Annotated in this window: 18 protein-coding genes and 2 pseudogenes; 7 read left to right on the plus strand and 13 right to left on the minus strand. The window is 62.2% G+C overall.

Annotated features, from left to right (window positions below; translation table 11 throughout):
• Positions 1-2: 2 nt before the first annotated feature.
• Together P6U28_RS24180 and P6U28_RS24185 are read left to right on the plus strand one after the other, a co-directional pair.
• Complete coding sequence (locus tag P6U28_RS24180) at positions 3-1016, plus strand: alpha-ketoacid dehydrogenase subunit beta (RefSeq protein WP_122401762.1); 1014 nt, start codon at positions 3-5, stop codon at positions 1014-1016.
• A 1-nt stretch (position 1017) separates the two neighbouring features.
• A complete protein-coding gene (locus P6U28_RS24185; protein ID WP_407120083.1) occupies positions 1018-2283 on the plus strand; it encodes a dihydrolipoamide acetyltransferase family protein in 1266 nt (421 codons plus the stop codon).
• 70 nt (positions 2284-2353) lie between these two features.
• On the opposite strand, the pseudogene P6U28_RS24190 reads toward P6U28_RS24185, so the two are convergent.
• A pseudogene (locus P6U28_RS24190) lies at positions 2354-3699 on the minus strand (IS5 family transposase).
• 167 nt (positions 3700-3866) lie between these two features.
• Here P6U28_RS24190 and lpdA point away from each other — a divergent pair.
• Both lpdA and P6U28_RS24200 read left to right on the plus strand, forming a co-directional pair.
• Positions 3867-5213: pseudogene (gene lpdA, locus P6U28_RS24195) on the plus strand (dihydrolipoyl dehydrogenase); the annotation flags it as partial.
• 19 nt (positions 5214-5232) lie between these two features.
• The gene (locus P6U28_RS24200) at positions 5233-6564 is read left to right on the plus strand and encodes an MFS transporter (protein ID WP_407120084.1); all 1332 of its coding nucleotides are present in this window, start codon (positions 5233-5235) and stop codon (positions 6562-6564) included.
• Between the two features lie 76 nt (positions 6565-6640).
• Here the strand turns inward: P6U28_RS24200 and P6U28_RS24205 are convergent, their stop codons facing one another.
• The 9 genes from P6U28_RS24205 to P6U28_RS24245 form a co-directional block, all read right to left on the minus strand.
• On the minus strand, positions 6641-7963 hold the full coding sequence (locus P6U28_RS24205) for an NAD(P)/FAD-dependent oxidoreductase (RefSeq protein WP_407120085.1): 1323 nt from the start codon (positions 7961-7963) through the stop codon (positions 6641-6643).
• A 341-nt stretch (positions 7964-8304) separates the two neighbouring features.
• Positions 8305-9765, minus strand: a complete 1461-nt coding sequence (locus tag P6U28_RS24210) for an aldehyde dehydrogenase family protein (RefSeq protein WP_407120086.1) — start codon at positions 9763-9765, stop codon at positions 8305-8307.
• Positions 9766-9787: 22 nt separating this feature from the next.
• On the minus strand, positions 9788-10957 hold the full coding sequence (locus P6U28_RS24215; RefSeq protein WP_407123110.1) for an alanine racemase: 1170 nt from the start codon (positions 10955-10957) through the stop codon (positions 9788-9790).
• Positions 10958-10983: 26 nt separating this feature from the next.
• Positions 10984-11856, minus strand: a complete 873-nt coding sequence (locus tag P6U28_RS24220; RefSeq protein ID WP_407120087.1) for a GNAT family N-acetyltransferase — start codon at positions 11854-11856, stop codon at positions 10984-10986.
• Positions 11857-12164: 308 nt separating this feature from the next.
• The gene (gene thrC, locus P6U28_RS24225) at positions 12165-13613 is read right to left on the minus strand and encodes a threonine synthase (protein ID WP_407120088.1); all 1449 of its coding nucleotides are present in this window, start codon (positions 13611-13613) and stop codon (positions 12165-12167) included.
• A 266-nt stretch (positions 13614-13879) separates the two neighbouring features.
• Positions 13880-14758 carry an ABC transporter permease gene (locus P6U28_RS24230; RefSeq protein WP_122401753.1) on the minus strand — a complete coding sequence of 293 codons (879 nt, stop codon included), beginning with the start codon at positions 14756-14758 and terminating at the stop codon, positions 13880-13882.
• Positions 14759-14792: 34 nt separating this feature from the next.
• Positions 14793-15743 carry an ABC transporter permease gene (locus tag P6U28_RS24235; protein WP_122401752.1) on the minus strand — a complete coding sequence of 317 codons (951 nt, stop codon included), beginning with the start codon at positions 15741-15743 and terminating at the stop codon, positions 14793-14795.
• A 78-nt stretch (positions 15744-15821) separates the two neighbouring features.
• Positions 15822-17486 (minus strand): peptide ABC transporter substrate-binding protein, encoded by a 1665-nt coding sequence (locus tag P6U28_RS24240; RefSeq protein WP_407120089.1) that lies wholly within the window; start codon positions 17484-17486, stop codon positions 15822-15824.
• Positions 17487-17495: 9 nt separating this feature from the next.
• Positions 17496-19184, minus strand: coding sequence for an ABC transporter ATP-binding protein (locus tag P6U28_RS24245; protein WP_407120090.1), 1689 nt, complete (start codon positions 19182-19184; stop codon positions 17496-17498).
• A gap of 673 nt (positions 19185-19857) precedes the next feature.
• Here P6U28_RS24245 and P6U28_RS24250 point away from each other — a divergent pair.
• Positions 19858-21183: an FAD-binding oxidoreductase gene (locus P6U28_RS24250; RefSeq protein WP_122401749.1), complete on the plus strand. Its 1326-nt coding sequence runs from the start codon at positions 19858-19860 to the stop codon at positions 21181-21183.
• Positions 21184-21298: 115 nt separating this feature from the next.
• Positions 21299-21775, plus strand: a complete 477-nt coding sequence (locus P6U28_RS24255) for an Lrp/AsnC family transcriptional regulator (protein ID WP_122401748.1) — start codon at positions 21299-21301, stop codon at positions 21773-21775.
• 17 nt (positions 21776-21792) lie between these two features.
• Here the strand turns inward: P6U28_RS24255 and P6U28_RS24260 are convergent, their stop codons facing one another.
• Complete coding sequence (locus P6U28_RS24260; RefSeq protein ID WP_129144668.1) at positions 21793-23169, minus strand: aspartate aminotransferase family protein; 1377 nt, start codon at positions 23167-23169, stop codon at positions 21793-21795.
• Positions 23170-23511: 342 nt separating this feature from the next.
• Between P6U28_RS24260 and P6U28_RS24265 the strand changes: the two genes are divergently transcribed.
• Entirely contained in the window at positions 23512-24201 is a 690-nt protein-coding gene (locus P6U28_RS24265) for a haloacid dehalogenase type II (RefSeq protein ID WP_407120091.1), read from the plus strand.
• Positions 24202-24542: 341 nt separating this feature from the next.
• Here P6U28_RS24265 and P6U28_RS24270 read toward each other — a convergent pair whose 3' ends face one another.
• Positions 24543-24899, minus strand: coding sequence for a cupin domain-containing protein (locus P6U28_RS24270; RefSeq protein WP_122401745.1), 357 nt, complete (start codon positions 24897-24899; stop codon positions 24543-24545).
• Between the two features lie 13 nt (positions 24900-24912).
• Complete coding sequence (locus P6U28_RS24275; RefSeq protein WP_407120092.1) at positions 24913-25836, minus strand: 2-hydroxyacid dehydrogenase; 924 nt, start codon at positions 25834-25836, stop codon at positions 24913-24915.
• Positions 25837-26113 lie beyond the last annotated feature (277 nt).

Below are 26113 nucleotides of genomic sequence, written 5' to 3' on the forward strand. Positions count from 1 at the left end.
CCATGCCACGGCGGACCATGATCGAAGCGATCCGCGACGCCATGGACGTGATGATGTCGCGCGATGACGATGTCGTCGTGTTCGGCGAAGACGTCGGCTATTTCGGCGGCGTGTTTCGCGCGACCCAGGGCCTGCAAGCGAAATACGGAACGAGCCGCTGCTTCGATACCCCGATCAGCGAGCTCGGAATCGTCGGCATCGCCGTTGGCATGGCGGCCTACGGCCTGAAACCCTGTGTCGAGATCCAGTTCGCCGATTATATGTACCCGGCTTACGATCAGATCGTCTCCGAGGCCGCGCGGCTGCGCTATCGCTCCAACGGCCAGTTCACCTGCCCGCTCGTGGTGCGCATGCCGACGGGCGGCGGCATTTTTGGCGGGCAGACGCACAGCCAGAGCCCCGAAGCGCTGTTCACCCATGTCTGCGGTATCAAGACGGTGGTGCCGTCGAACCCGCGCGACGCCAAGGGTCTCCTGATATCGGCGATCGAGGACCCCGATCCCGTGATCTTTCTCGAACCGAAGCGGCTCTATAACGGTCCGTTCGACGGCCATCACGACCGGCCGGTGACGCCCTGGTCGAAGCACGATCTCGGTGAGGTCGAGGACGGGCACTTTGCCATTCCCCTCGGCAGCGCCGCGATCCGCAGGCAGGGCCAGGCCGTCACCATCCTTGCTTACGGTACGATGGTTCATGTCGCGCAGACGGCCGCCGCGGAAGCCGATATCGACGCCGAGATCATCGATCTGCGCACCCTCCTGCCGCTCGATCTCGACACCATCGAAACGTCGGTCAAGAAGACCGGACGCTGCGTGATCGTGCATGAGGCAACGCTTACATCCGGCTTTGGTGCAGAGCTCTGCGCGCTGGTCCAAACGCGGTGTTTCTATCACCTGGAGGCACCGATTGTTCGCGTTGCCGGCTGGGATACGCCCTACCCGCACGCGCAGGAATGGGACTACTTCCCGGGACCGGCTCGGATCGGCCGCGCGCTGATCGAAACGCTGGAGGCCTGAGATGGCCGAGCGCGTGGTCAGGCTGCCCGACGTCGGCGAAGGCATCGCCGAAGCCGAGCTCGTGGAATGGCATGTGAAAGTTGGCGACGTCGTGCGTGAGGACGCCGTGCTCGGCGCCGTCATGACCGACAAGGCGACGGTGGAAATCCCTTCACCCACCGACGGACGTGTCATCTGGCTCGCCGGCAAGGTGGGCGACCTGCTCGCCATCGGCTCCGATTTCGTTCGGCTGGAGGTGGACGACAAGAGCGAGCCGGCGTCGGCGAAGCTCGCATCGCCTGCGGCGAGCGCTTCGGCCAAAACGCCGGGTCATGCCGCGAGCGCTCCACGCCCGTCCACGAGCGTGCCGTCCGAGGCGGTGAAATCGCACTCCTCCGCAACGCGTCCATCCCTTACAGGCGACCGGCCGTTGGCCGCTCCCGCCGTCCGGCTTCGTGCACGTGAAGCAGGCATCGACCTGCGGCAGATAACCGGCTCGGGACCGGCCGGCCGGATCACCCACGATGACCTCGACGCCCAGCTCGCGCGCGGCCGCGCCGGGACGGCGGCATCGCCGTATGCGGCGCAAACCGCGGTCGCCGACATCAAGATCGTCGGCTTGCGTCGCAAGATCGCCGAAAAGATGTCGATTGCGAGATCGCGCATTCCGCACATCACCTATGTCGAAGAGGTCGACGTCACTTCGCTCGAGGATTTGCGCACGAAGGTCAACGGCCAGAAGCGGCCGGGCAAGCCGAAGCTGACATTGTTGCCGTTCCTGATGCGCGCCATGGTGCGCGCGATCGCCGAGCAGCCGCATCTCAATGCTCATTTCGACGATGAGGCCGGGATCGTGCACCAGCACGCCGGCGTTCATATCGGGATCGCCACGCAGACGCCGGCCGGCCTGATGGTCCCGGTCGTCCGGCATACGGAAGCGCGCGGCATCTGGGATTGCGCCACCGAGGTTGCGCGTCTCGCCGAAGCGGCTCGCAACGGCAACGCCACCCGCGACGAACTTACCGGCTCGACCATCACGATCACCTCGCTCGGCGCGCTGGGCGGGCTTGTGACGACGCCCCTCATCAATCATCCGGAGGTCGCGATCATCGGAGTCAACCGGATCGCCATCCGACCGTATTGGAACGGCACGGCCTTCGTGCCGCGCCAGATCATGAACATGTCATCCAGCTTCGACCATCGCGTGATCGACGGTTTTGATGCCGCCCAGTTCGTGCAACGGATCAAGCTGCTGCTGGAAACGCCGGCCATGATCTTCATCGATTGATGGAACGATGACCGAAATCACCTGCAAGCTTCTAGTCGTCGGCGCGGGCCCCGGCGGCTATAGTCGTCCGTTAAGAAGCCGATTGCAGCGGTGAGCGGTCGCTGATGGCTGCGATGAGGGTAGCCAGGAAGAGGCACCAAAGAACCCTCAGCCAGGCGAGGATGCGGCGGAAGTTGTGACCGACGGCAGAGAGGATGACGTTGGCGGCATCGCCGGCGCGGCCTTTGAGGTAGCAGCGGCCGAGGTGACCATCGGCCTTCAGGTGTCCGATGACGGGTTCGATGGCGGAGCGGCGCCGCAGCTCGCGCTTGATGATACCGAAGACGCCGCGCTTCTGGCCGGAGATGAAGACACGGCGCGGGTTCTGCGCGTCATGGCCGCGGTATCCCTTGTCGACATAGGCCCGCTCGATCGGACAGCCGGTGAGTGTCTCGGTGCGGTCGATGACGTCCCGCAGGGTGTGACCGTCGTACGGGTTATCGGGTAGCGCCCTGGCGTGCAGCACGAACAGGCCGCCGGGAGCACGGCGGTTGTTGGTGACGATGGAGGCTTTGACACCGAACTCGTAAGGCGCGGCTGCTTTGCCCTTGCCGATGCACTCGACCTCCGGAGCATGGAAGGAATACAGCTTCCAGCCGCGCTGGCGCTGCTGCTGCGAGCGGATCTGCGCGGCCCGGCTGAGCGGCAGGGCGAAGGCGTTCTCGAGCACGGCCTGAGCTTCGATCTTGCGGCGGATATCGCGGATGATCCGGCCCAACCGGCTGCGCAGGATGCGCAACTGCCGCTGATGCCGTTTGAATTGCTTGGCATGGGCGTAGCGGGAAGCCATCATGGCCGCGGTCTTGGCAATGCGAAGATAGGACTGCCGCAGCCTGATCCCGTGCTTCCTCGCCAGACGGTTGAGCCCCTTGATCGCCGCGTGCAGCAGCTTGGCATCGGTCGGGAAGGTGATGGCCTTTGGCTGCACCGTGGTATCGACTGTGACCCGCTTGAGGTCTTGGCCGCGTAACGCGCCGGCCTCGTGCGCCACCCGCAGGCTCTCGGCCAGCAGCAGTTCCAGCTTGTCGCCGAGCCGCTTGCGCCAGTGGCTCAGGTCCGAGCGCTCGTGCGGGAAGGCGTGCTGGAAGAACTCTTCGCCGGTGAAGTACTGGAAATATGGGTCGTGGACCCAGCGCTCGCAGACCCCTCATCGGACAGGCCGTAAATGTGCTTGAGCAGCAGCAGCCCGATCACGAAGCGGGTCGCGATGCCGGGCCGGCCGTTCTCGCTGTAGAGCGGCGCGATCTCGCCGTCGATCCAGTCCCAATCGACCTTGCCAGCGAGCTGAACCAGCTCGTGCTTCATGTTGATGATCTGGTCCAGCCTGGCCCGGAACAGATCGCCCGATCCCGTCGTCCTGTGCTTCTTCGGTCGCATCGCCACCTCCGATGCGGCCACCGAATCATGTCTGGCGATCGACGGAATCCTGAAAATGAAATTGCAAGGTTCCGATGCCCGAAGCATCAAAACCCTGCAATCCTAAAACACCCCGCAACCACAAATGCGATTCCAGCTCAATCGCTTAGCCGCTCTTCACGGATGACTATACCTGCGCGATCCGCGCCGGCCAGCTCGGCATCGATACGATCATCGTCGAAGCCGCAAAGCCGGGCGGCACCTGTCTCAACGTCGGCTGCATTCCCTCCAAGGCTCTGATCCATGCCGCCGGCGAGTATGAAACGATCGCAGCTGCCGCCGACGACAAGAGTGCGCTCGGAATTTCCACGGCAAAGCCGTCGCTCGACTTCGCCAAGACCATCGCCTGGAAGGACGGCATCGTCCGGCGCCTCAATGGCGGCGTGGCCGGCCTCCTGAAGAAAGCGAGCGTCAGGCTCATCGCCGGGCATGCTCGTTTTCGTGATGGCAAGTCCGTCAAGGTCGAAACGCAATCCGGCGCGCAGACGATCCATGCCGAAACGGTGGTAATCGCGACCGGATCCGAGCCCGTCGCGCTTCCGCACATGCCATTCGGAGGCCGCGTGATCTCGTCGACCGAGGCGCTGGCGCTCACCGAGATCCCGGGCAAGCTCGTCGTGGTCGGCGGCGGCTACATTGGCCTCGAGCTCGGTACGGCCTTTGCGAAACTGGGCGCGGCCGTCACGGTCGTCGAGGCCGAGCCACGCATTCTGCCGCAATATGATGGGGAACTGAGCGCGCCTGTCGAAAGGCGCCTGAGCGCGCTCGGAGTGACGGTCCTGACAGGTGCGAAGGCGAAAGCGCTGGTCGCTGACGGTACCAAGCTCACGATCGAGACCACCGGCGGCGAGCAGAGGACGCTGGATGCCGACAAGATCCTCGTTACGGTCGGCCGAAGACCGGCGACTTCCGGCTTCGGCCTCGAGAGTCTCGATCTCGACATGGCCGGACCTTTCATCCGGATCGACGACCGCTGCCGCAGCTCGATGCACGGCATCTTCGCGATCGGCGACGTCACGGGAGAGCCGATGCTGGCCCATCGCGCGATGGCGCAGGGCGAAATGGTCGCGGAGATCGTTGCCGGTCACCGCCGCGGCTGGGACCGGGTTTCGATCCCGGCGATCTGCTTCACCGATCCCGAGATCGTCACGGTCGGCCTGTCAGCCAGCGAGGCGAGCGGCAAAGGCTTCGGTGTCAAGACGGATCTCTTTCCGTTCAAGGCCAATGGTCGCGCACTGACACTGGAGCGCGAGGACGGCTTCATCCGGACCGTGGCGCGGGCTGACAACCATGTTCTGCTGGGAATTCAGGGGGTCGGAGCCGGCATCGCCGAACTTTCAGCGGCATTCAGCCTTGCGCTGGAGATGGGGGCACGCCTCGAGGACATCGCGATGACCATCCACGCGCATCCGACCCAAAGCGAAGCCTTTCACGAGGCATCGCTGAAATCGCTGGGACACGCAATTCATATCTAAAATAAAGGGGGGGAGAACCATGAGCCAGACCACGATCATCGCCAGTCCCGCGAGCGGGGCGAAAATGGCAATCGAAAACTCGACCATCCGCGCCATCTCCTGGCGCCTGATTCCGTTCCTGGTGCTGGCCTACTTCTTCTCCTATCTCGACCGCGTCAATCTCGGCTTCGCCGCGCTGACCATGAACGCCGAGCTGAAATTCACGCCGCTGATCTTCTCCTGGGGCGCCGGCATCTTCTTCATCGGCTATTTCATCTTCGAGGTGCCGAGCAACCTCGCGCTGGAAAGATTCGGCGCGAGCCGCTGGATCGCCCGCATCATGGTGACCTGGGGCATCATCTCGGCGCTGATGGCGGTGGTGAGCGGCGTCACCAGCTTCTACGTGCTGCGCTTCCTGCTCGGCGTCGCCGAGGCCGGCTTCTTCCCCGGCATCATCCTCTATCTCACTTATTGGTATCCGGCCGAATATCGCGCCCGCTTCCTCGCGGCCTTCGCCATCGCGGTGCCGGTCTCGACCGTGATCGGCGCGCCGATCTCGGGCCTCTTGCTCGGGCTCGACGGCATGATGGGGCTGAAGGGCTGGCAGTGGCTGTTCATCATCGAGGGCATCCCCTCGGTGCTGCTCGGCATCGTCACCTGGTTCTATCTCACCGACAAGCCGGAGAAGGCGGACTGGCTCTCTTCCGAGCAGAAGGCCTGGCTCAAGGCGAAGCTCGATGCCGAGATCGCCATCAAGCAGGCCGTGAAGCATCCCTCGCTGGGCGAAGCCTTGTCCTCGCCGAAGGTGATCGCGCTCAGCCTGATCTATTTCGGCTTTGTCGGTGCGCTCTATGGCATGCAGTTCTGGCTGCCGCAGATCGTCAAGGCGTTCGGCCTCACCAACGCGCAGACCGGCTTCGTCACCGCGATCCCCTATCTGTTCGGCACCATCGCCATGATCCTGTGGGCGCGGCATTCGGATGCGAGCCGCGAGCGCGTCATGCATGTCGGCGCCCCGCTGCTGCTCACCGCCGTCGCGCTCGGCGTCTCCTCCTATCTCACCGATCCCACCCTCACGATGGTGGTGCTGACGGTGGCCGCGGTCGGCGTGTTCTGCTGCTTCGGCGTGTTCTGGACCCTGCCGACCGCCTGGCTGTCCGGCACGGCGGCCGCCGGCGCCATCGCCCTGATCAACTCGATCGGCAATCTCGCCGGCTTCGGCGGTCCCTATCTGATCGGCTGGGTCAAGGAGGCCACCGGCCAGACCTCGACCGGCCTCCTGGTGCTCGCGGTGCTGCCGTTGATCGCCGGGATCCTCGCCTTCGTCGGCGGCCACGACAGCAAGCACGAGTTCAGCGAACAGAAGCGGTGAGGTCTTTCCGGCCTCGCCCGGGCGCATGCTGAGATTCTGTAGTTGCAGTGATCGAGCGACGGATCCGGCTCGATCTTCAGATGGCGGCGATGTCCAGCTTGGAGCCATCGACCAGACGCGACAGCCGGAACGGTGTGGGATCGACGCAAGGCGTGTCGTTGACGACAAGCTCTGCGGCCAGATAGCCGAGCCCCGGACCCAAACCGAAGCCGTGACCCGAGCAGCCCGCCGCGAGAACCAGGCCTTTCACCCGGTCCACCTGCGATACCACGGGCACGGCGTCCGGCGTGCAATCGACGAAGCCGCCCCAGGCGCTATCGATCTTCATCTCGCCGAGCTGGGGGAATGTTTTCCGGACACTCTCCACCACTTGGCTCACCAGCCATTTCAAGGGTGGAGGATCCAGCACGCGATTCTGTTCGAAGATCCGATCGTCGTTGGTCAGCAGCGCCGGCATCGAATCCGGCCCCGAAACGAACGATCGGCCGACGCCGAGCCTGACGTTCTTCAGGCGCCGCAAGAACTGCGGCATGAATTCCCGGCTGTACCGGATCGCCTGAGGCGTGATTTCGAGGTTCGCCTTACCGCTGATCGCAAGCGTATAGCTGCCGTCCAGTCGGCGCGTGATCGTGCAGTAGGGTGTGGAGACCGCCTCGCCTATGTTGATTGTCGGGGTAGAACGCAGCGCGGTCTGACGGATGCTTGCTTGGGGGAAACTGATCCCGAGCGGCCGAAGGAAGCGCGAGGACCAGGCGCCCGCGGCGCACAGCACCGCGCTGGTCCTGATATAGCCCTTTTCCGTGTGCACGCCCGCGATCTTGCCATTGGCCAGGTCGAGCGCCCGCGCGGCGCATTCCTGGTGAATTGTGGCGCCCAGGACTCTGGCCGCATCGGCGATAGCCGGCGCGGCGAGCCCAGGTTCGGCCTTGCCGTCCCGCTCCGAATAGGTCCCGCCGACCCATTTATCGCGCGCTTCGGGGACGCGCTCGGCCACCTCTGCCCGGCTCAGCACGCGGGTGTCGACGTCGTACTCCCTGGCGACCTCGCGCCACTTTTCCCAGCCGGCGAGCACAGCCTCGTCGTGGGTCGCATAGACGAGACCGCAGCGACGAAATCCGAGGTCCCGATTGATATCGCGCGTGAGCTCGTCCCACAGCCGCATGGAGAGCACCGAAAGCGGCAGTTCGCGCCGGTCGCGGTTCTGCTGGCGGCACCAACCCCAGTTTCGGCTCGATTGTTCACAGGCGACGTGGCCCTTCTCGAGGAGCGCCACGGAGAGGCCGCGCTTCGCCAGGTAATAGGCGGCCGTAGAGCCGATGATGCCGCCGCCGACGATGACGACGTCGGCCTCGGCCGGGAGACGCTCATCGCTGTGAATGCGCTCGACGTGGGGCGACATGTTCCAACGAACCTCGGCTGCCAAGAACGCGAAAGCAAAGTTCCGATCAGCCCTTCATCGCACCGTCCGCGCGATACAATGTGCTGAAATCATCCAGGACTTCGCAAGATGTTCGGGTTTTTGAGCGCTTGAGTGATACGAGCTGCTCAAGTGCGATCGGGTCCCAGTTCGGCGGAGCCCCTGTCGGTTTCGATCCTGACGAAAGCCATTACGGGCTCATCTGGACCGGAGAACCCGAACTGTCAGGGACAGCACACCATCTTGCTCAATGGCTGCAAGAGCAGTGCAAGAGCTTCATTTAAAGCGCGATGCCGCAGCTTCTCGGAACCGATATTGAGCTATCAGTAGAATCCGAGAACCGCCTTCGTCTCAAGATACTCCTCCATGCCCTCGATGCCGTATTCGCGACCGTTTCCGGAACGCTTGTAGCCGCCAAAGGGAGCATTGGGGTCCCAGTCGGGATGGTTGAGATGAACTTGACCAGACTGGATCTGACGGGCGACTGCGCGCACCATCTCCATGTCGGTGCCCTGCACATGGGCGCCCAGTCCGTAGACGGTGTCGTTGGCGATCGCGATCGCTTCGTCCACGGAGTCGTAGGGAATGATCGACAGCACCGGACCGAAGATCTCCTCCTGCGCGATCCTCATGTCGCGACGAACGTTCGAGAAGATGGTCGGCCGTACATAGAAGCCAACCTGAAGGTCGCCGGGCCGCCCGGGGCCGCCGATGACGAGCTTGGCGCCTTCATCCAGGCCGACACCGATCATGGTCTGCACACGCTCGAACTGCGGCCGGTTGGCGATCGGGCCATGGGTCGTGCTTTCCGCAAGGGGATCGCCGACCACCAGTTCTGAAGCAGCCGCTGCCGCCAAGGTCTCGACCTCTTCCATGTGCGCGCGAGACACGAGCATGCGCGTCGGTGCGCTGCAGGATTGGCCGAGATTGCGGAAGGCGGCGCCGACGCCGAGCGGAACAGCACGGCCGAGATCGGCGTCCGGCAAGATGATATTCGGCGACTTGCCACCCAGCTCCTGGGCAACGCGCTTGACGGTGGGCGCCGCCACTTGCGCGACGAGAACGCCGGCCCGCGTCGAGCCGGTGATCGAGATCATGTCCACCTTCGGATGCGACGCCAGAGCGGCGCCCACGATTGGACCTGTCCCATTGACGAGGTTGAAGACGCCGGGCGGACAATCGGCATCGTCCATCAGCTCCGCGAACAGCAAGGCGCTCAGCGGCGACAATTCACTCGGCTTCAACACCACCGTGCAGCCAGCTGCTATCGCCGGGCCCACCTTGGCAGTGATCTGATAAAGTGGCCAGTTCCATGGCGTGATGAGGCCGCAGACGCCAATGGCCTCGCGCATGATCGCGGTGCTGCCGCGCGCGGCGACGAATCGATAATTCGCGAGATTGTCGCGGGCGACGCGGATATGTTCGGCGGCCAACGGCACCTGAGCGCGACGTGCGTAGGTGATCGCAGCTCCCATCTCGCACGTAAGCGCCTGCGCGAACAGCTCCAGCCGCTCCAGAAGCAAAGCATGAATCCGGTCGAGCAGCGCCGCTCTCTCAGCAGGCGCTGTCGTGGACCAGCCGCCGAAGGCTCGTCTGGCGGCTGCGATGGCGCAGTCCACGTCATCGTCATCGCCGAGCGCGACCTCGGCGATCGGCTGCTCCGTCGCCGGATTGACGACGGTTGCTGCTGCCGTGACTGATCCGATCGGCTTCCGCCATTCTCCGTCGATGTAGAATTTTCCAAGGAAACCGGCTTCCGTCAGGTGTCGAAGAGGCGAGGTCATTGGAACCGATCCTTTCGACGGCCTACCAGCCGCGCATCCGGGGCCATTGTGCTTCGATCGCGTCGCTGTCGGCGGAGACGACGCTGTACGACTCGTGTTGCGACGCGGTCGCACAGGCGTGATTGGGGAGAATCCTGACCTTCGCGCCGATCGGAAGATTGGGCAAAGCGTGCGCCGAGCCGGGCCTGACGGCGAGGATCCCGTGCTCCTGGCTTGCTTGCGAAACGATCAGGTCGGGATAGATCTTGCCGACCACGTCGCAGACCAGACCGTATCCCTGGTCGACCGGCTGCGCCGCGGTGCCGCGGTCGCGCGACAGCGCCATCCACCCCGCATCGACCAAAATCCAGCCCTTCTCGGGTTTCTTGCCGATCACGGTGGCGAGCACCGATATGGCAATGTCGTCAGTCGTGCAGACACCGACGCCGTGCATGACCAGATCGAAGAACATGTAGACGCCGGCGCGCATTTCCGTGACGCCGGTCAGGTCTTCGGCGAAATGCGCCGTCGGAGTGGAGCCGACGCTCACGACCGGGCATTCGTGCCCCGTCGCCCGCAACGCCTTCGCCGCGGCGACCGCGACCGCCCTCTCATTCTCCGCGGCGGCGATGAGGGCCTCGGGCGTGAAGAGGCTGTAGGATTCGCCGGCATGGGTCAGGATCCCGGCGAGCTTGACGCCGGCCTCGCCCAGCGCGACCCCGACTGCAATGAGCTTTGGATCGTCAGCAGTCAGCCCGCCGCGGTGACCATCGCAGTCGATCTCGATGAAAGCGGACGGTATCACACCAGCGGCACGACCGGCCGCGCCAAGCATTCTTGCCTGCTCCGGCGAATCGAGCAGCACCTTAAGGTCGACGCCTGCTTTGCGCAGACGCATCGCCCTCGCGGCGGTGTGAGGTGCAAGTCCCACGGCATAGGTGATGTCCCGGAAGCCATGCTGCGCGAAGTACTCCGCCTCCGCCAGGGTTGAGACAGTGATTGGTCCCGCCCCCGACGGATAGGCACGTTGGGCGACGTCAATAGATTTCGCCGTCTTCATATGAGGACGCAGCACGACGCCCTGCTCGGCCATGCGGGAGGACAGACGGGCGAGATTGCGATCGAGCCGATTCTTGTCGAGCAGGAGGGCCGGCGTTGCCAATGTGCCGATCGTTGCGGCCGCCTCGCCGTTCTGGTGATCCGTCCTGTTCATCTCCTCGCGCAGCACGTCGATATCTCCTAGCCGAAAGACTGGTTGGGTATCGCAAAGACACGCGCGGGCCCGCTCGATGGTGCCGGCGTGCCCAAAATCATTGTGGTGGCATCGCCGACCTGCTCCAGGCCGATGCCTTCGAACCAATCCCCGAGTTGCGATGTGGCAGAGGTGTCGATGCGGACAAAAACACTGCCGAGCCGCGCGAGCGCAGCCTCGATCAGCGCCTGTGCATCGGTCGCAGTTTCGGCGACGACAGGACCGATGACATGCCCCCGGCCGAAAAGCCGGGAGATAGCGTAGCCGCGGGCCAAGCCGTCACGCTGCAGGACATAGCCATCACCGCTGTGGAGCAGCTTTTCGAGCATCTGTCGTCTCTCCAAGCCCGTAGCCTCGCGATCGAGTCGCATGGTCGCCTCGAAATCCGAGGCAGCCATTGGCCTGACGAGCCCCGGCGGCGGCGGCTCATGGCGCCCTCTGGGAATTCCCTGATGCTGGTGGATGACCCCGATCGGCACAAAGCCGCGACGCCGGTAAAGTATGGCGCCTTCGGCTGTCGAATTCAGCGCGATGGTCCGCGGGCGCGCGGACGTCAGCAACGCATCCATGAGCCGGGCCCCATAGCCGCGGCCCTGAGCATCCTTCGCGACGATGATCATTCCGGCGGAAGCATATGTGTCGCCGTACGGCCACCAGGCTGCAGTCCCGATCACCGTCCCAGCGCGCTCCAGAACAAAGCCTTGGCCCAACTGCAGCGCGACATTCCAGTCTTCGAGCCGATAAGGCCAGGACATCTCCTGCGAGAGCTTTAAGGCGCCTTCCAGATGTTCCTTGGCGAAAGGAAGCAGGACCACGTCTTCATTGACAAGATCTCCGATTGGATAAGCTGCGGTTGTCATGCTGGGTCGACGTCTCTCGTTGGATTGCCTATCGCTGCACTTGCGATACATGGAGCCTCAGATGATCCTCGCACGTTCCGCAGCGTACCTTCGGCTCGACAGCATTACGCAATCAGATTGGAGCGGAGTTCGGCATAGTATTCCGTTCATGATCCGGCAGAGGGGCCAGTCTGCTGCCGGCCGCTGATCGCCACAGCGCGATCCGGACACTGATCCGGTAGCCCGCAATACTCGTAAGTGTGGATCACGGATTGCGCAGATCGCGGCGACCCATCAACAACTCTGCAGATACCGCCATGCGAAACAGTTCATGATCCGAAAGCGGGCTTTCTGCTGGTCGTACCCTGCATGATCTCGGCGATATAGTTCTTGACCGCGCGTGCATCCGCAGGAAGGACTTTAACCCGGCGCGGCAACTCTTCGATGCCCTCGAAACGTCTCGGACGATCCGGCTCGCGTCCCAACGCTTCCTTGATGGTGGCAGCAAATTTGATTGGCTGAGCAGTTTCGAGCACGATCATCGGCACCTCGGGCGACATGTGCATGCGCGCGACCGTCACGCCATCGGCGGTGTGCGGGTCGATTGTGGTGTCGTAGCGCTCCCAAATGTCACGGATCGCCGCCAACCGGTCAGCATGGGTGCTCTTGCCGCTGCGAAGCCCGAACCGTGCGGCCGCCTTTGCGAAGTCGGGATCTCCACTCAGGTCGAAGAGGCCTCGCTCGCTGAGCTGATCATCAAATAGCGCCTTCGTCCGGCGTGCATCGCGCCCGAGCAAATCGAATACAAAGCGCTCGAGATTCGATGCCTTGGAAATGTCCATCGAGGGGCTCGATGTTTCAAGCGTGTCAGCCCGGCTTCGGACGCGATACATGCCCGTGCGGAAAAACTCATCAAGCACGTCGTTTTCGTTGGTTGCAAGAACGAGACGAGAGATCGGAAGCCCCATCATGCGCGCAACATGACCGGCGCAGATGTTGCCGAAGTTTCCTGAAGGCACGGCAACGCTCACGCCTTCGGGCGCCGTTTCGGATGCTTGCAGGTAACCGGAAAAGTAATAGACGACCTGCGCGACCAACCTCGCCCAGTTGATCGAATTGACAGCCCCGACGTTGTACCGTCGCTTGAATTCCAGGTCGCCTGACACGCGCTTGACGATGTCCTGGCAGTCGTCGAACACGCCGTCTATCGCGATGTTGTAGATGTTGTCGTCCTGAAGGCTGAACATCTGAGCTTGTTGAAAGGCGCTCATCCGCCCGCGGGGCGACAACATGAAGACCCGCACCCCATTCTTTCCGCGCATGGCATATTCCGCCGCGCTCCCGGTGTCGCCACTGGTCGCGCCAAGAACATTCAAGTCCTCGTGCCGGCGCGCCAGCTCGTACTCGAGCAGATTGCCGAGCAACTGCATGGCCATGTCCTTGAACGCCAGCGTGGGACCGTTCGACAGACCTTGCAGGTAAAGCCCTGGCTCCAGCCTTCGCAGCGGCGCGATATCAGGACTACCGAAGACCTCCGAGGTATAGGTCTTTTCACAGATCGCCTTCAGGTCGGCAGGCGGGATGTCGCTGACATAGAGCGACAGGATTTCGAAAGCCAGGCTTGCGTACGGCAAGTTGCGCCACGCCTTCAGCGTAGCGTCGTCCACGCGAGGGTAGCTCTCGGGAACGTAGAGCCCGCCATCCTGCGCGAGCCCCTCAAGCAATATCTCGCAGAACTGCTTGCGGCCCGAATGGCCGCGTGTGGAGACGTAGTGCATCGATTCTCTTCTTTCGAGAGGCGGCGGTGCCGCTAATTGGACGCCATGCCGCCAGCCATCAGCGGCTGGCACGCCACAACGCGATCCGATCACGCATGCGATAGGTCCGCGTCATGTCCCATGAGCTTGCGCGCCGCATGCATGCCGGGCGGCTTCCCACCAATAGGGCGTCGCCTTCTCGACAACTCTCGGCGCGTGCATGGGGTTTGCTCTCACGTGTTACGGGTGGCCTGGCCTTGCGCTCGGATCGCATTCAGGTCGAATGATCAGATATGGTCGTTTCGGACGTCGAGCGCGTCGCGCAGGCCGTCGCCGATGAAGTTGAAACTCGTCACCGCTATCGTGATTGCGGCACCGGGAATGATGGCGAGCCATGGAGCGCTCGCCAGATATTGCTGTGCCCCGTTGAGCATGTTGCCCCAGCTGGGCAGCGGCGGCTGGATGCCGTAGCCGAGGAAGCTGATATAGGCTTCAAGAAGGATCGCGCGGGCGACCGCCAGGCTTGCGGCGACGATGATCGGGCCCACCGCATTGGGCAGGACCTCGCGAAACATGATGTGGCCTCTGCGTAAGCCCACCATACGCGCAGCTTGGACAAACTCGCGCTCACGCAGTGAGCGGACCTCGGCTTCCACGATACGCGCAGTCTCCATCCAGCTGGTGACGGCAATGATCACGGTAATCATCACCGGGCTCGGCCGCAGCGTTGCCGCCAGCGCCAGCACGAGAAAGATCGAGGGATAAGAGAGGAAGCCGTCCACCATGCGCATCAGCGCTGCCCCGACCCAGCCGCCGCGATAGCCGGCCGTCACGCCGACGAGCGTTCCGATCAGCGTTGACAATAGCATCGCCGAGAATCCCACCAGCAGCGAAACCCGCCCAGCCATTAGCAGTCGCACAGCCAGATCACGCCCCAACGGATCCGTTCCGAAGTAGTGCTGACCGGTGAGAGGCGGAGCAAAGCGGGCACGCAAATCTATGTGCAGCGAGTCGTAGGGCAGAGCATGGGGCCCAATGGCGCACGCGAGCACGAGCAGGGTGATCATTGCGATCCCAACAAGCGCCAGATGATGACGCATGAAGCGGTTTACTGCACGGCTGCGCCACCAGCGAACGGGAGCTGCATGGACGACGATGGCGGTCATATCTGCTGCCTCCTGTTACCGGCCGTCCGCGGACTCAGCCCAGGCGAATGCGCGGGTCGACGGTGGCGATGACGATGTCTGCGATCAGATTGCCCAACACGACCAGGATGGCCGAGAAGATCAACAGCCCCATCACGACCGGATAGTCGCTATAGCCGAGGCTATCGAGAAACAGCCGGCCCATTCCCGGCCAGGTAAACACGGTCTCTGTGACCAATGCGCCGGTCAGAATGCTGGGCAATTGCATCCCTGCCAGCGTGATCATCGGCAACAGCGCATTGCCGACGACATGCTTCAGCAGGATGCGGCGTTCGCTCACGCCCTTGGCGCGGGCCGTCTTGACGAAATCCTGACTGAGCGCATCGAGCGTCGCCGTGCGCATGTAACGACTCCAGATAGCGACATGAACGAGCGACAGCACCAGGCTCGGCAGGATCAGGTGATGCAGATAGTCCAGCACCGAGCCGTCGCCGATCGTGTACATGTTGCCTGCGGGCACCCAGCCGAGCTTCAGGGTGAAGATGTAGATGCCGATCAGGCCGAACCAGAAAGTCGGAACCGACAGCGCGACCATGGCGCCGATCGTCGCGCAATAGTCGAACAGGGAATAGCGATGAGTTGCCCCGCGGATGCCGATCCAGGTGCCGACCGCGATCGCCAAGGCTGTGGACGTGCCCATCAGCAGCAGCGTCGCCAGCAGATGGCGACCGATCACCGCAAGCACGGAAGAGCCATCGCGGAATGAGTGTCCCCAATCGCCCTGGAGCAGCCGCCAGGCCCAATCCAGATACTGAATCCATAGCGGCCGGTTCAACCCGAGCTGCGTTGCGAGTCGTTCCACATCCTTCTGGGTCATGCCCGGATCGAGCCCGAACTGCGCGAGAGGACCACCCGGCATGAGGTTGAGAACCGTGAAGCCGATGATCGAGACGATCACCAGCAGCACGATGCTCTGCGAGAGACGATTGAGCAGGAACCCGGACATTCGAGTCACCATGTTGATGTTGACGTTGCAGCATCACTCCAGCGCCGACCTCGCCACAGGGCCTCGGCCGGCAGCACGTCAGCTCGCCCAATACCAGGCCAGCGCATTCCAGGATTCCGTGCGCGTATTGCCGTTCGGCACGAAACCGTTGATCCCCTTCTTGAGACCTTCGACCGCGTTGCTTTGATACAGCGGCAGGAAAGGCAGGTCGCGACGCACGAGTTCCTGTACCCGGAAGTAGATCGCGCGCCGCGCTTCCGGATCGAAGGTGCGTGCGCCCTTGTCGAGCAAAGCATCAACCTCCGGATTGGCGTATTGTGCATTGTTCGAGCCGCGGCCGCCCTTGGCTGCGATCGAGCGGGAGTGCAGGCGATTGGTGACGTCCGGGTCGGCGCCGATCAGATACGAGCTCCCGACGATTACGGAATCGAACTGCGATTGCATCCAGAACTCGCCCCACATCACGGCGGCAGGCAGGTTCGATATCTTCATCTCGACGCCCAGTTGCGCAAACGTCTGCTGCAGGAACTGCTGTACCTGCTCGCGGAGGGGATCGCCGGACGTGGTCGAATTGGTAAAGGACAGACGAACGCCATTCTTGGTGCGAATGCCGTCCCCGCCCTTTGCCCAGCCGGCCTGATCGAGGATCTTGCCCGCGCGATTCACGTCAAATTGGTGAAGCGGCAGATTGGCGTTGAAGAAGAAGGACTGCCGGGGCATGAAGGTCTCCGTCGGGCTCGGCACGCCGTAATAGAGCCCCTGGATGATCGCCTCCTTGTCGATCGCCGCGTACAGCGCCTCGCGAACCGCCAGCTCCTTGAACTGCGGGCGCTCGAGGTTCAGGTAAAAGGACTCGAACGAGGTCCTTGGAACCAGGGTCACCACCCGGTTCGGCAGCGTCTTGGCTTCCGCATAGTGATCAGGCGTGATGTAGGGTTGACCCACGAGGTCAATGTCGCCGCTCTTGAACTGGGTGTAGAGGACGGTGAGGTCAGGGATGTATTTGAAGACCAGCCTCTCGATATGAGGGCCTTCGCCGAAGTAATCGAGGTTCGCCACGAGTTCGAGATGATCGCCGGCGACCCGCTGTCCCCACTTGAACGGCCCGGTGCCGATCGGCGCCTGGTTGAAGGCGGCGCTGTTCGGATTGGCCTCTTTCTCGAGAACGTGCTTGGGCACGATGAAGGTTTCGGTCAGGAACGACAAATATGGCGCAAAGGCCTCTTCCATCCGCCACGAGATCTCCGTGGGCGAGATCACCGTGATGTCGCGCACGAGAGCATGGCCGGCCGTGCGCCAACTGCGGAAGTTGGGATTCATGATGAGTTCGAGAGTGAACTTCACGTCCTCGGCGGTGAAAGGCTTGCCGTCGTGCCAGCGGACATCGTCACGCAAACGAATGCGCCATTTGAGACCGTCCTCCGTAATGCCGCCGTTCTTTTGGTCCGGCACTTCCAGGGCTAGATTGGGTTGAATGACGCCTTGAGGATCGATGCGGAACAGCGCATCGAAAACCGAGAAATGCACACCATCATCGACCTCAATGTGCACCATCAGCGGATTCAAGACGGTCGGCTCTTGACCAAGGCCGACGATCACGCGGCCGGTTGGCTTTGCTGGAGAAGTGCGCGCGAGCGCAGGTTTGTCCAGCAGATTTGATCCGGCAAGGCCGGCCGCGCCGGCGATCATCAGCTGGAGTGCGCTACGCCGCGAATAGATCGATGCAGTCTTTGCTTCAGTCATGACCCCTCCTCATTTGTGGCTATGTCCGGCCAGTGTCGATTGGCTTCCAACGGCGCGGGCGCTGCTTTGCTGCTCGCCGGGGATGGCAGCGACGAGTTCTCGCGTGTAGGCGGATTTCGGATTCAGGAAGATCTGCGATGGCGGTCCGTGCTCGACGATCTGCCCTCGATGCATGACCGCGATTTCATCGCAGATCTGGCTGGCCACGCGCAGATCGTGCGTGATGAAGATCATCGATACGCCGGTCTCCCGCTGAATCTGGTCCAGAAGCTTCAAGATCTGCGCCTGGATCGATACGTCGAGCGCGGAGACCGCTTCGTCAGCGATCAGCAGCTTCGGCTTGAACATCAGCGCCCGAGCGATTCCGATGCGCTGACGTTGGCCGCCCGAGAACTCGTGGGGATAACGATCGAAGGTTCCCGCATCCAGGCCGACATGGGCCAACAGCTCTCGCGCCTGCTCACATGCCGCCTTGTGAGGCACTCCGTGCGCGATCGGGCCGACCGTCAGAATTTGGCCGACCGTTGATCGCGGATTGAGCGAGGCAAATGGATCCTGGAAAATCATCTGGATCTTTGGCCGAACCGGCCGAAACTCGGCTTCGGAGAGCCGGGCAACGTCCCGTCCCTCGAACAGGATAGAGCCGCTGTCGCTGTCGAGGAGCTTGATCAACAATCGACCGAGCGAGGATTTGCCGGAGCCGCTTTCTCCAACAACGCCCAAGGTGCGCCCCGGCGAAAGGTCGAACGACACGCCATTGACCGCTGGTACGATCCGGCGCCTACCGAACAGCGCACTGCCGCTGCGGTAGGTCTTGACCAGACATTCGACCTTCAGAATGGAGGCCGCGGCCGCAGCTTCCGCCGGGACGCGGTCCTTGCCCGTCAGATGCGGCACGGCCGCGATCAGGCGGCGCGTATAGAGATGGCTCGGGGACTTCAACACCTGCTCGGCGCTCCCCTGCTCCACGCAATGACCCTTCTCCATCACCACAACGGAATCGGCAATCTCCGCCACGACTCCGAAGTCATGGGTAATGAACATCACGCTCATTTCCTTGCGGCGTTGAATGTCGCGGATCAGTTGCAGAATCTGTGCCTGGGTCGTCACGTCGAGTGCGGTGGTCGGCTCGTCGGCGATCAGGATCGCAGGCTCCAGAGCCAGAGCCATGGCGATCATCACCCGCTGTCGCTGCCCGCCCGAGAGCCGGAACGGATACTGATGATACATGAGCGGCGGATCCGGCAGGCCCACCTCGGTCAACAGTTCTATGGCGCGGCTACGGCGGGATTTCGGCGTTCCCATGCGGTGCGCCGCCATCACTTCCTCGATCTGCGCGCCCACTGTCATCAGCGGGTTGAGAGCGGATAGCGGGTCTTGGAAGATCATGGAGACAACACGGCCACGGAGGTCGCGCAGACTCTCCGGCGAGAGTCCTACGAGGTCCATGCCTTGCAGACGGATTGCTCCGGAGGACACGCGGATCGACTTGGGCAAGAGGCCCATGATCGCGTTGGCCGTGACCGACTTGCCTGATCCGGATTCGCCTATGATGCAGAGGATCTGGCCGCGCTTCAGTTCAAAGGAAACGTTCTCGACGGCGTGCGCCCGCTCCATGCCTGCCGGCAAGCTCACGGTCAGGTCGCGGACCGCGAGCGCCACATCTTCCGAGGCTAAAGACTGCGGGGCAGAGGTCATCTGAACCTTCTCCCCTTTCAAGCGCGTCCCGTGACGTTGCGGATCGGCTCTTCGGCCACTTTTGCCGCCGCCACGCTCGGACAGGTCAACACCTCGTCGCTCATTCTGCCATTCTCCGCGCGGTGAATACGGCATGATTGAGAGCTGGCTGCCCTACAGGCAAGGCGTCGCTGAGCGCGGGCGAGCGGTCGAATGGATCGCTCGAACGATGAGCGGAGGTCCGAGAGGCTGCCATTGGCGCCTATCGCTTCGGCAAAGGTCTCCTCCCAGACAAGGCCCATCGCGCGTCACTTTTTGAATTCTGCCCGTTGATCGACATTGATCCGGTGTTCATAACTCTGACCGCTTCAACCATCCCGGAGTCGCCGAAACGCGCCAGACAGGCAGCATGAAATTCTAAAAACGAAGCCCGATTTGGCATTTCGGTCTGCGGCTGCCGGCGCACATGTTCGGCTGAGGCTTGCCTGCAAGTCACGAAAACACAGACCTCATTGCAGAGACCACCCGTCAATCTTCACGCCCATGAGATGGCGTGCAATCCAAATATCTTTGCAATAACTGCCTGCACCGCAAGCCGTAAACCGCAGGAAATTCCGTCCAACCACGAAAGTCCGGAGCGCGCCTGCCGCAGCTGCTCGGATACGATACGCCAAGCATCGGAGTCCCCGCCCCCATGAACCCGCCACTCATGCACATCGAATCCAGCCCTTCCCTGCCTCGAGAGGCAGACGTCGTCGTCATCGGCGGCGGGGTGGTCGGCGTGTTCGCGAGCTATTACCTGGCGCGTCGAGGCGTCAAGGTCGCCTTGCTGGAAAAGGGCCGCGTCGCCGCCGAGCAATCCAGCCGCAACTGGGGATGGTGCCGCCAACAGAACCGAGACGCGCGCGAGTTGCCGATTGCAACCAAGAGCCTCGATCTCTGGGAGAAAGTTGCCCATGAGACCGGTGAAGATACCGGCTTCCGCCGCTGCGGCCTGTTGTATTTGTCGAACGACGAAAGCGAGCTTGAGGGCTGGGCCAAGTGGCGTGACTTCGCCAGGACTGTAGGCGTTACGACGCACATGTTGAGTGCGGAAGAAGCCAGCGAGCGAGGCAAGGTCACGGGCCGCAGGTGGAAAGGTGGCGTCTTCTCTCCCACCGACGGGACGGCGGATACTTCAAAGGCCGTGCCCATCGCCGCGCGTGCGATCATGGCGGCGGGTGGCACGGTGCACCAGCAATGCGCGGCGCGCGGCTTGGAGCTCAGTGGCGGCCGGGTCAGCGGGGTCGTGACCGAGGCCGGCACGATCCGGACGAAGACGGCGGTCATGGCAGGAGGCGCGTGGGCATCTTCGTTCTGCAACCAGCTGGGAATTCGTTTCCCACAGGCGTCCGTGCGCCAGTCCATTCTCGCTTTGGCTCCTGGCGCTGCCGGCCTGCCTGATGCCCTTTACACCGGGCTCGTCTCGCTGACCCGGCGTGGCAATGGCGGATACACGCTCGCTATCAGCGGGCGCGCGCGAGTTGACCCCACGCCGCAGCAATTCAGATTCGGCCGCGAATTCCTGCCGATGTTCGCCCGCCGGTGGCGAAGTCTCAGCCCTGGGGCTTTCGAGGGCCTGCGGCAAGGCCATGAATCCCTGGCGAAATGGCGGCTCGACGAGGTGACCCCCATGGAGCTGAACCGAACGCTCGATCCTCGCCCTGACATGAGGCAGATTAGGGCAACGCATCGACGAGCTTGCAAGCTCGTGCCGGAACTTCAGCGCGTCGAAATCTCGAATGTCTGGGGCGGTTACATCGACAGCACGCCCGACGGCATCCCCGCAATCGGCGAAGTTCAGTCGATTCCGGGTTTCATCCTGGCAGCGGGGTTCAGCGGCCACGGCTTTGGAATCGGCCCAGGCGCGGGGCATATGATCGCAGACATCATTACGGGCAGCGCGCCAATCGTCGACCCTCACCCCTACAGGCCGGAGCGGCTGAAAATGAGCGCCTGGGGCAAGGTCAGCGACTTCTAGAATCCAGTTTCCGCCCCGGTTGGGAAAAGATGCTGGTTGATGTTATGACAGTGCGCGTGACGCTGAAGCCTCGGAGCCTTGACGCCGTTGTCTCACCCCATCTCGTGGCATTGCTATGAAGCTCGATAAGATCGACATCCGGATTTTATGCGAACTGCAGAAGAACGGGCGGATTTCCAACGTCGAGCTCGCAGAGCTGATTAACCTATCCCCGAGCCCGTGCCTGATGCGAGTCAAGAGGCTCCAGTCGGAGGGCTTCATTACCGGCTATTCCGCCCAGATCGACGTTGCGAAGCTCGGACAAACTCTGACTGTGTTCGCCGAAATCACCCTCAAGAATCACCGGCAGATCGATTTCGCGCGCTTCCTCACAACGATCGAAAAGGTCGATTCCGTTGTCGAATGCCATCTCGTCTCGGGCGGGTACGACTATCTCGTGAAATTCATCACGGCAGGGATCAGCGAATACCAGGCGATCATGGAGCGCCTGGTCGAGATGGATATCGGTATCGACAAATATTTCAGCTTCGTCGTGCTGAAGTCCCCGATCGTGAAATCCCATCTGCCGCTCGAAAGCATCTTCAACGGCTAGGGGACAGGCGCCGTGGCTTATCCTTTCATCGCTGCGCGGACGTCCTTGTCCTCGAGCGTCTGGTCGAGCGTAGTTCTCGTCCGCTCAATAATGGCATCGATGTCGCCATCCGTGCAGCAGAGCGGTGGCGCATAGCCCAGCACGCCCTGGGCAAAAGCGCGGATGACGAGGCCGTTGTCCCATGCGCGGTCGAAAATGCGGCGCGCCGCGTCGGCTTCCGCCGGCAGAGGCGTCTTGCGCTGCTTATCGGTGACGAGTTCGATTGCCGCCAGCATGCCGCGACCCCTGATATCGCCGACGAGGGGATGATTGGCCAGCGCGCGAAGACCTTCCAGCAGACGTTGCCCGGCCTTGCGGCCGTTCTCGAGCAAGCCGTTTTCGTAGAGGTCAAGGCACGCGAGTCCCACGGCTGCGCTGACGGGATGGGCGGAATAGGTGTAGCCGTGACCCACGGCCGCCTTGCCGGCACCATCGGCAATGGTGTTGTAGACGCGGTCCGACATCAGAACGGCCCCCATCGGCACATAGCCCGAGGTCAGTCCCTTTGCCGTGGTCATGAGATCCGGCACGACATCGTCCTCTTCACAGGCGAAGAGCGGACCGACACGGCCAAAGCCGGTGATGACCTCATCGGCAACGAACAGAATGTCTTGCTCCTTGCAGACAGCATGCATGGCCTTCAGCCAGGACGGCGGCGGAACGAGCACGCCTCCGGACCCCTGTATCGGCTCGACATAGAAGGCGGCAACGCGATCGGCGCCGAGCTCGGCGATCTTCTCCCGCAAGGCCGCGACCGAGGCGGCAATGATGGCTTGGGGATGAGTCCCGACAGGATTTCGATAGGCATAGTGCGATGGAATCTTGTGTTGCCAGCTATAAGGCACTCCGAAGCCCGCATGAAAGGCAGGCAGCGCCGTCAGGCCAGCCCCTGCCGTCGACGATCCATGATAGCCGGATTCGACGGAAATGAACTGATCCTTCTGTGGCGTACCCTTGGCATGATAATAGTAACGGATGAACCGGATCGTACTATCGACGGCATCGGAGCCACCCAAGGTGAAATAGACATGGTTCAGATCGCCAGGCGCCAATTCAGCCAGCCTTGCGGCCAACCGGATGGCCGGGTCCGAGCCCAACCCGAAATAGCCCGTCGCATAAGGCAGTTCGCGGAGCTGCCTCGAAGCCGCTTCAATGATGCTGTCCTGTCCGTAGCCGGCATTGACACACCACAAACCCGCGAAGCCATCGAGCAACTGACGCCCCGAGACATCGGTCAGCGTCGCGCCTTTCGCTGATTTCAGCACGCGGACGCCCGTGGTCTCGTGGCTGCGATAGGATGAGACCGGGTGAATCAGATGCGCACGATCGAGTTCAATCAGCGAGTTGCTCAACATGTCGTCCTCCAGATCAACCGCAACGTCTGTGCGGCCACCGCGATGTCTTCAGGCTCAACCTAGAGTGCCGAAGACAGCAGTTGCTCCCGGGCCGGACATGGACGGAAGGCATTTTGACTTTGATTGACGACCGACTCGACATCTTATGCCGGGATTGAGCGGCGCACGGCAGCGTGGATCAGCGCGGAGAACCTTCTTCCCGCAACTCTCTACCACAGCTCCGATCCCATACGACACAATCTGCTCCCGGCCGCCGCGACATCGGCGCTTTGTCTTGTCTGCTGCTCGCTATGATGCTTGTCGTACCGGCAAGCGGTGCGTGAGATCGCAAGGATTGGAGCTATGGCGACGTTCAGACCCAAATACATCACCTTCGACTGCTACGGGACGCTGACCAACTTCGACATGGCCGGCGCGGCAAGGAGAGTCTATGGCTCCGAGCTCTCGTCGACGGCCATAGAAAAGCTCATCAAGGATTTTTCGGCCTATCGCCTGGACGAGGTTCTCGGCGCGTGGAAGCCCTATCTCGAAGTCGTGCACAATGCACTGGAGCGCGCCTGCAAGCGCAACGGCATCGCATTCCGGCCGGAGCATGCCGAGCGCATCTATGACGAGGTGCCGACATGGGGCCCGCATCCCGACGTTCCGGCAGGCTTGGCTCGGGTTGCAAAGGAAATCCCGCTCGTCATCCTGTCAAACTCGATGAAGAACCTCATCATGTCGAACGTCGAAAAGCTCGGCGCTCCCTTCCACATGGTCATCACGGCAGAGGAAACCGGCGCCTACAAGCCGCACATGAAGGGCTTCGAATATATGCTGGACAGGCTGGGCTGCGGGCCGGACGACATTACGCACGTTTCCTCCTCCTTCCGCTACGACCTGATGACGGCTTACGATTTGGGCATCAAGAGCAAGGTGTGGGTGAACCGCGGCCACGAGCCCGCCAATCCCTTCTATGAATATACCGAGGTCGCTGGCATCGACTGGCTTGCTGCGGCAGTCGGCCTGGAGCCCCTGCGCAAAAGCGCGTGAGCGCAGTTCTTTTCAGGATCTCTCGCGGCACTTCAGTTCTTGGAAAGCTTCGATAGAGATCTGCGCTGCAAAGGAAAAAGGGGGCGGTTCAGCCGCCCCCTTTCCTTGTTTCAGATGCAGATCCGAATGCAATCATGGGCTTGCTCCTTCTTCGGGCCAGCCCTGCCATCACGGCCTGGATGTGCGATTGGCGAGGCGAAGCCGTCTCATGCGAGCAATACAGGACCGCACGCCGCATTTTTCATTGAGAATGAAGTAACTGGCCGCGTTGAAGCTGGTCAGACGCGGCCTCGCAAGTCGAATATTCTGAGCGCCGCTCAATAGCGGCCCTCAGCATCGTCTCAGTCATAATGGCAGACGTAGATCTTCCGCACGGTTTCGATCGTGCGCCAGACCCCGACGAAGCCAGGTTTCATCACGAAGCTGTCGCCGGCGCGGTACCTCCTGGTCTCGCCACCCTTTTCCTCGATTTCGATCAGGCCCGAGAGGATGTGGCAGAACTCGAAAGTGGTACCCTTGATGGAGTGGGTCTCGCCGGGCGTTGCCTCCCAGACGCCGGTCAGCACCTTCTCGCCCTTCGAGGCATCCTGCGCCCAGGTCTTGAAGGATGGATTGCCAGAAATGAGCCGTTCCGGAGCAGGCAAGGCGTGCTTCGGTGCGAAATCCGGATTGGTGTCGATGGTGACCAGAAGCGACATGGTGTTCTTCCTGTTAGTAGCCGCGTGTTCGATCGACGAGGCCGATCGGGTTTTGTCCAGCGCGGTGGCGCCGGATGTTCTCTATGACCGATTGTGCCGCCGTATGCGGTTGCGTCACGGACGCGATATGCGGCGTGATGATCACCTTCGGATGGGACCAGAGTGGATGACTCTCCGGCAGTGGCTCGGGATCGGTGACGTCGAGCATGGCCGCTGCAAGATGGCCGCTGTCCAGCGACTCGATGAGTGCGCTCTGGTCAAGCTGCGGGCCACGGCCGACGTGCAGCAGCCTTGCTCCCGTCGGCAAGAGCGAGAAAAGCCTCGCATTCAGGATGCCGCTCGTTTCCTTTGTCAGGGGCAGAAGACAGACGAGGATGTCCGTTCCTTTCAGAAAGCTGCCAAGCTGATCGTCGCCGTGAAAGCAGGTGATACCCTCGACCGTTCTTTTGCTGCGGCTCCAGGCGGCAAGCGGAAATCGAAACGGTTTCAGGCGATCGATCGCAGCTTGCGCCAGCATCCCAAGCCCGAGGAAGCCCACGCGCCGATCGGTCGACTGAACACTTGCAAGGGCTTGCCATAGGCCCCTTCCCTGCTGCTCCCGGTAGGCCAGCATCTCCCGATGGAGAGTCAGCACCCCAAGCACCACGTATTCCTGCATCATGCGTATGATGCCGTCCTCGACCATGCGCACGAGCTTCACGCGCTCGGGTATCGTCTCAGGCTTGAATTGATCGACCCCCGCACCGATGGAAAAGAGCACTTCCAGATTTCGAAACCGCGCGACATCATTGGGTACGTTCCAGGTCAGCAGGTAGCGTACCTTTTCCGGATCGACGCATTCACCGGAATGATGGAATTCGAGATCAGGGAGTTCGCGCGCAAAGGCCTGCCGGAAAATTGCCCCCCGAGCAGCATCGGAATTGAAAAGGAACGCCATCGACGGGGTCCTCTCAGGTCCTCACCTGGGATGCTGGACATTGAGACCGGCCCGGCCGGCCACTGAGGGCTGGAAAGGCGGCGATATTCACTGGGGCTCACCCTGCGTGCTGTTGCAGGATATCGATAGGCCGCAATCAGGAGCTTTCCCTGCTGAATCGAGTTGCGCTTGCGGTTGAACATTCCGAATACCGCCTGCCAAACAGGCGAAACCTGCTGGCCTTCCGCGTTATGCTGCTGCAAAACAGGGCTTGTGCGGCACGAAGCAGAAGGCCGGC

This window comes from Bradyrhizobium sp. STM 3561 (assembly GCF_045571455.1).
Classification (GTDB): Bacteria; Pseudomonadota; Alphaproteobacteria; order Rhizobiales; family Xanthobacteraceae; genus Bradyrhizobium; species Bradyrhizobium vignae.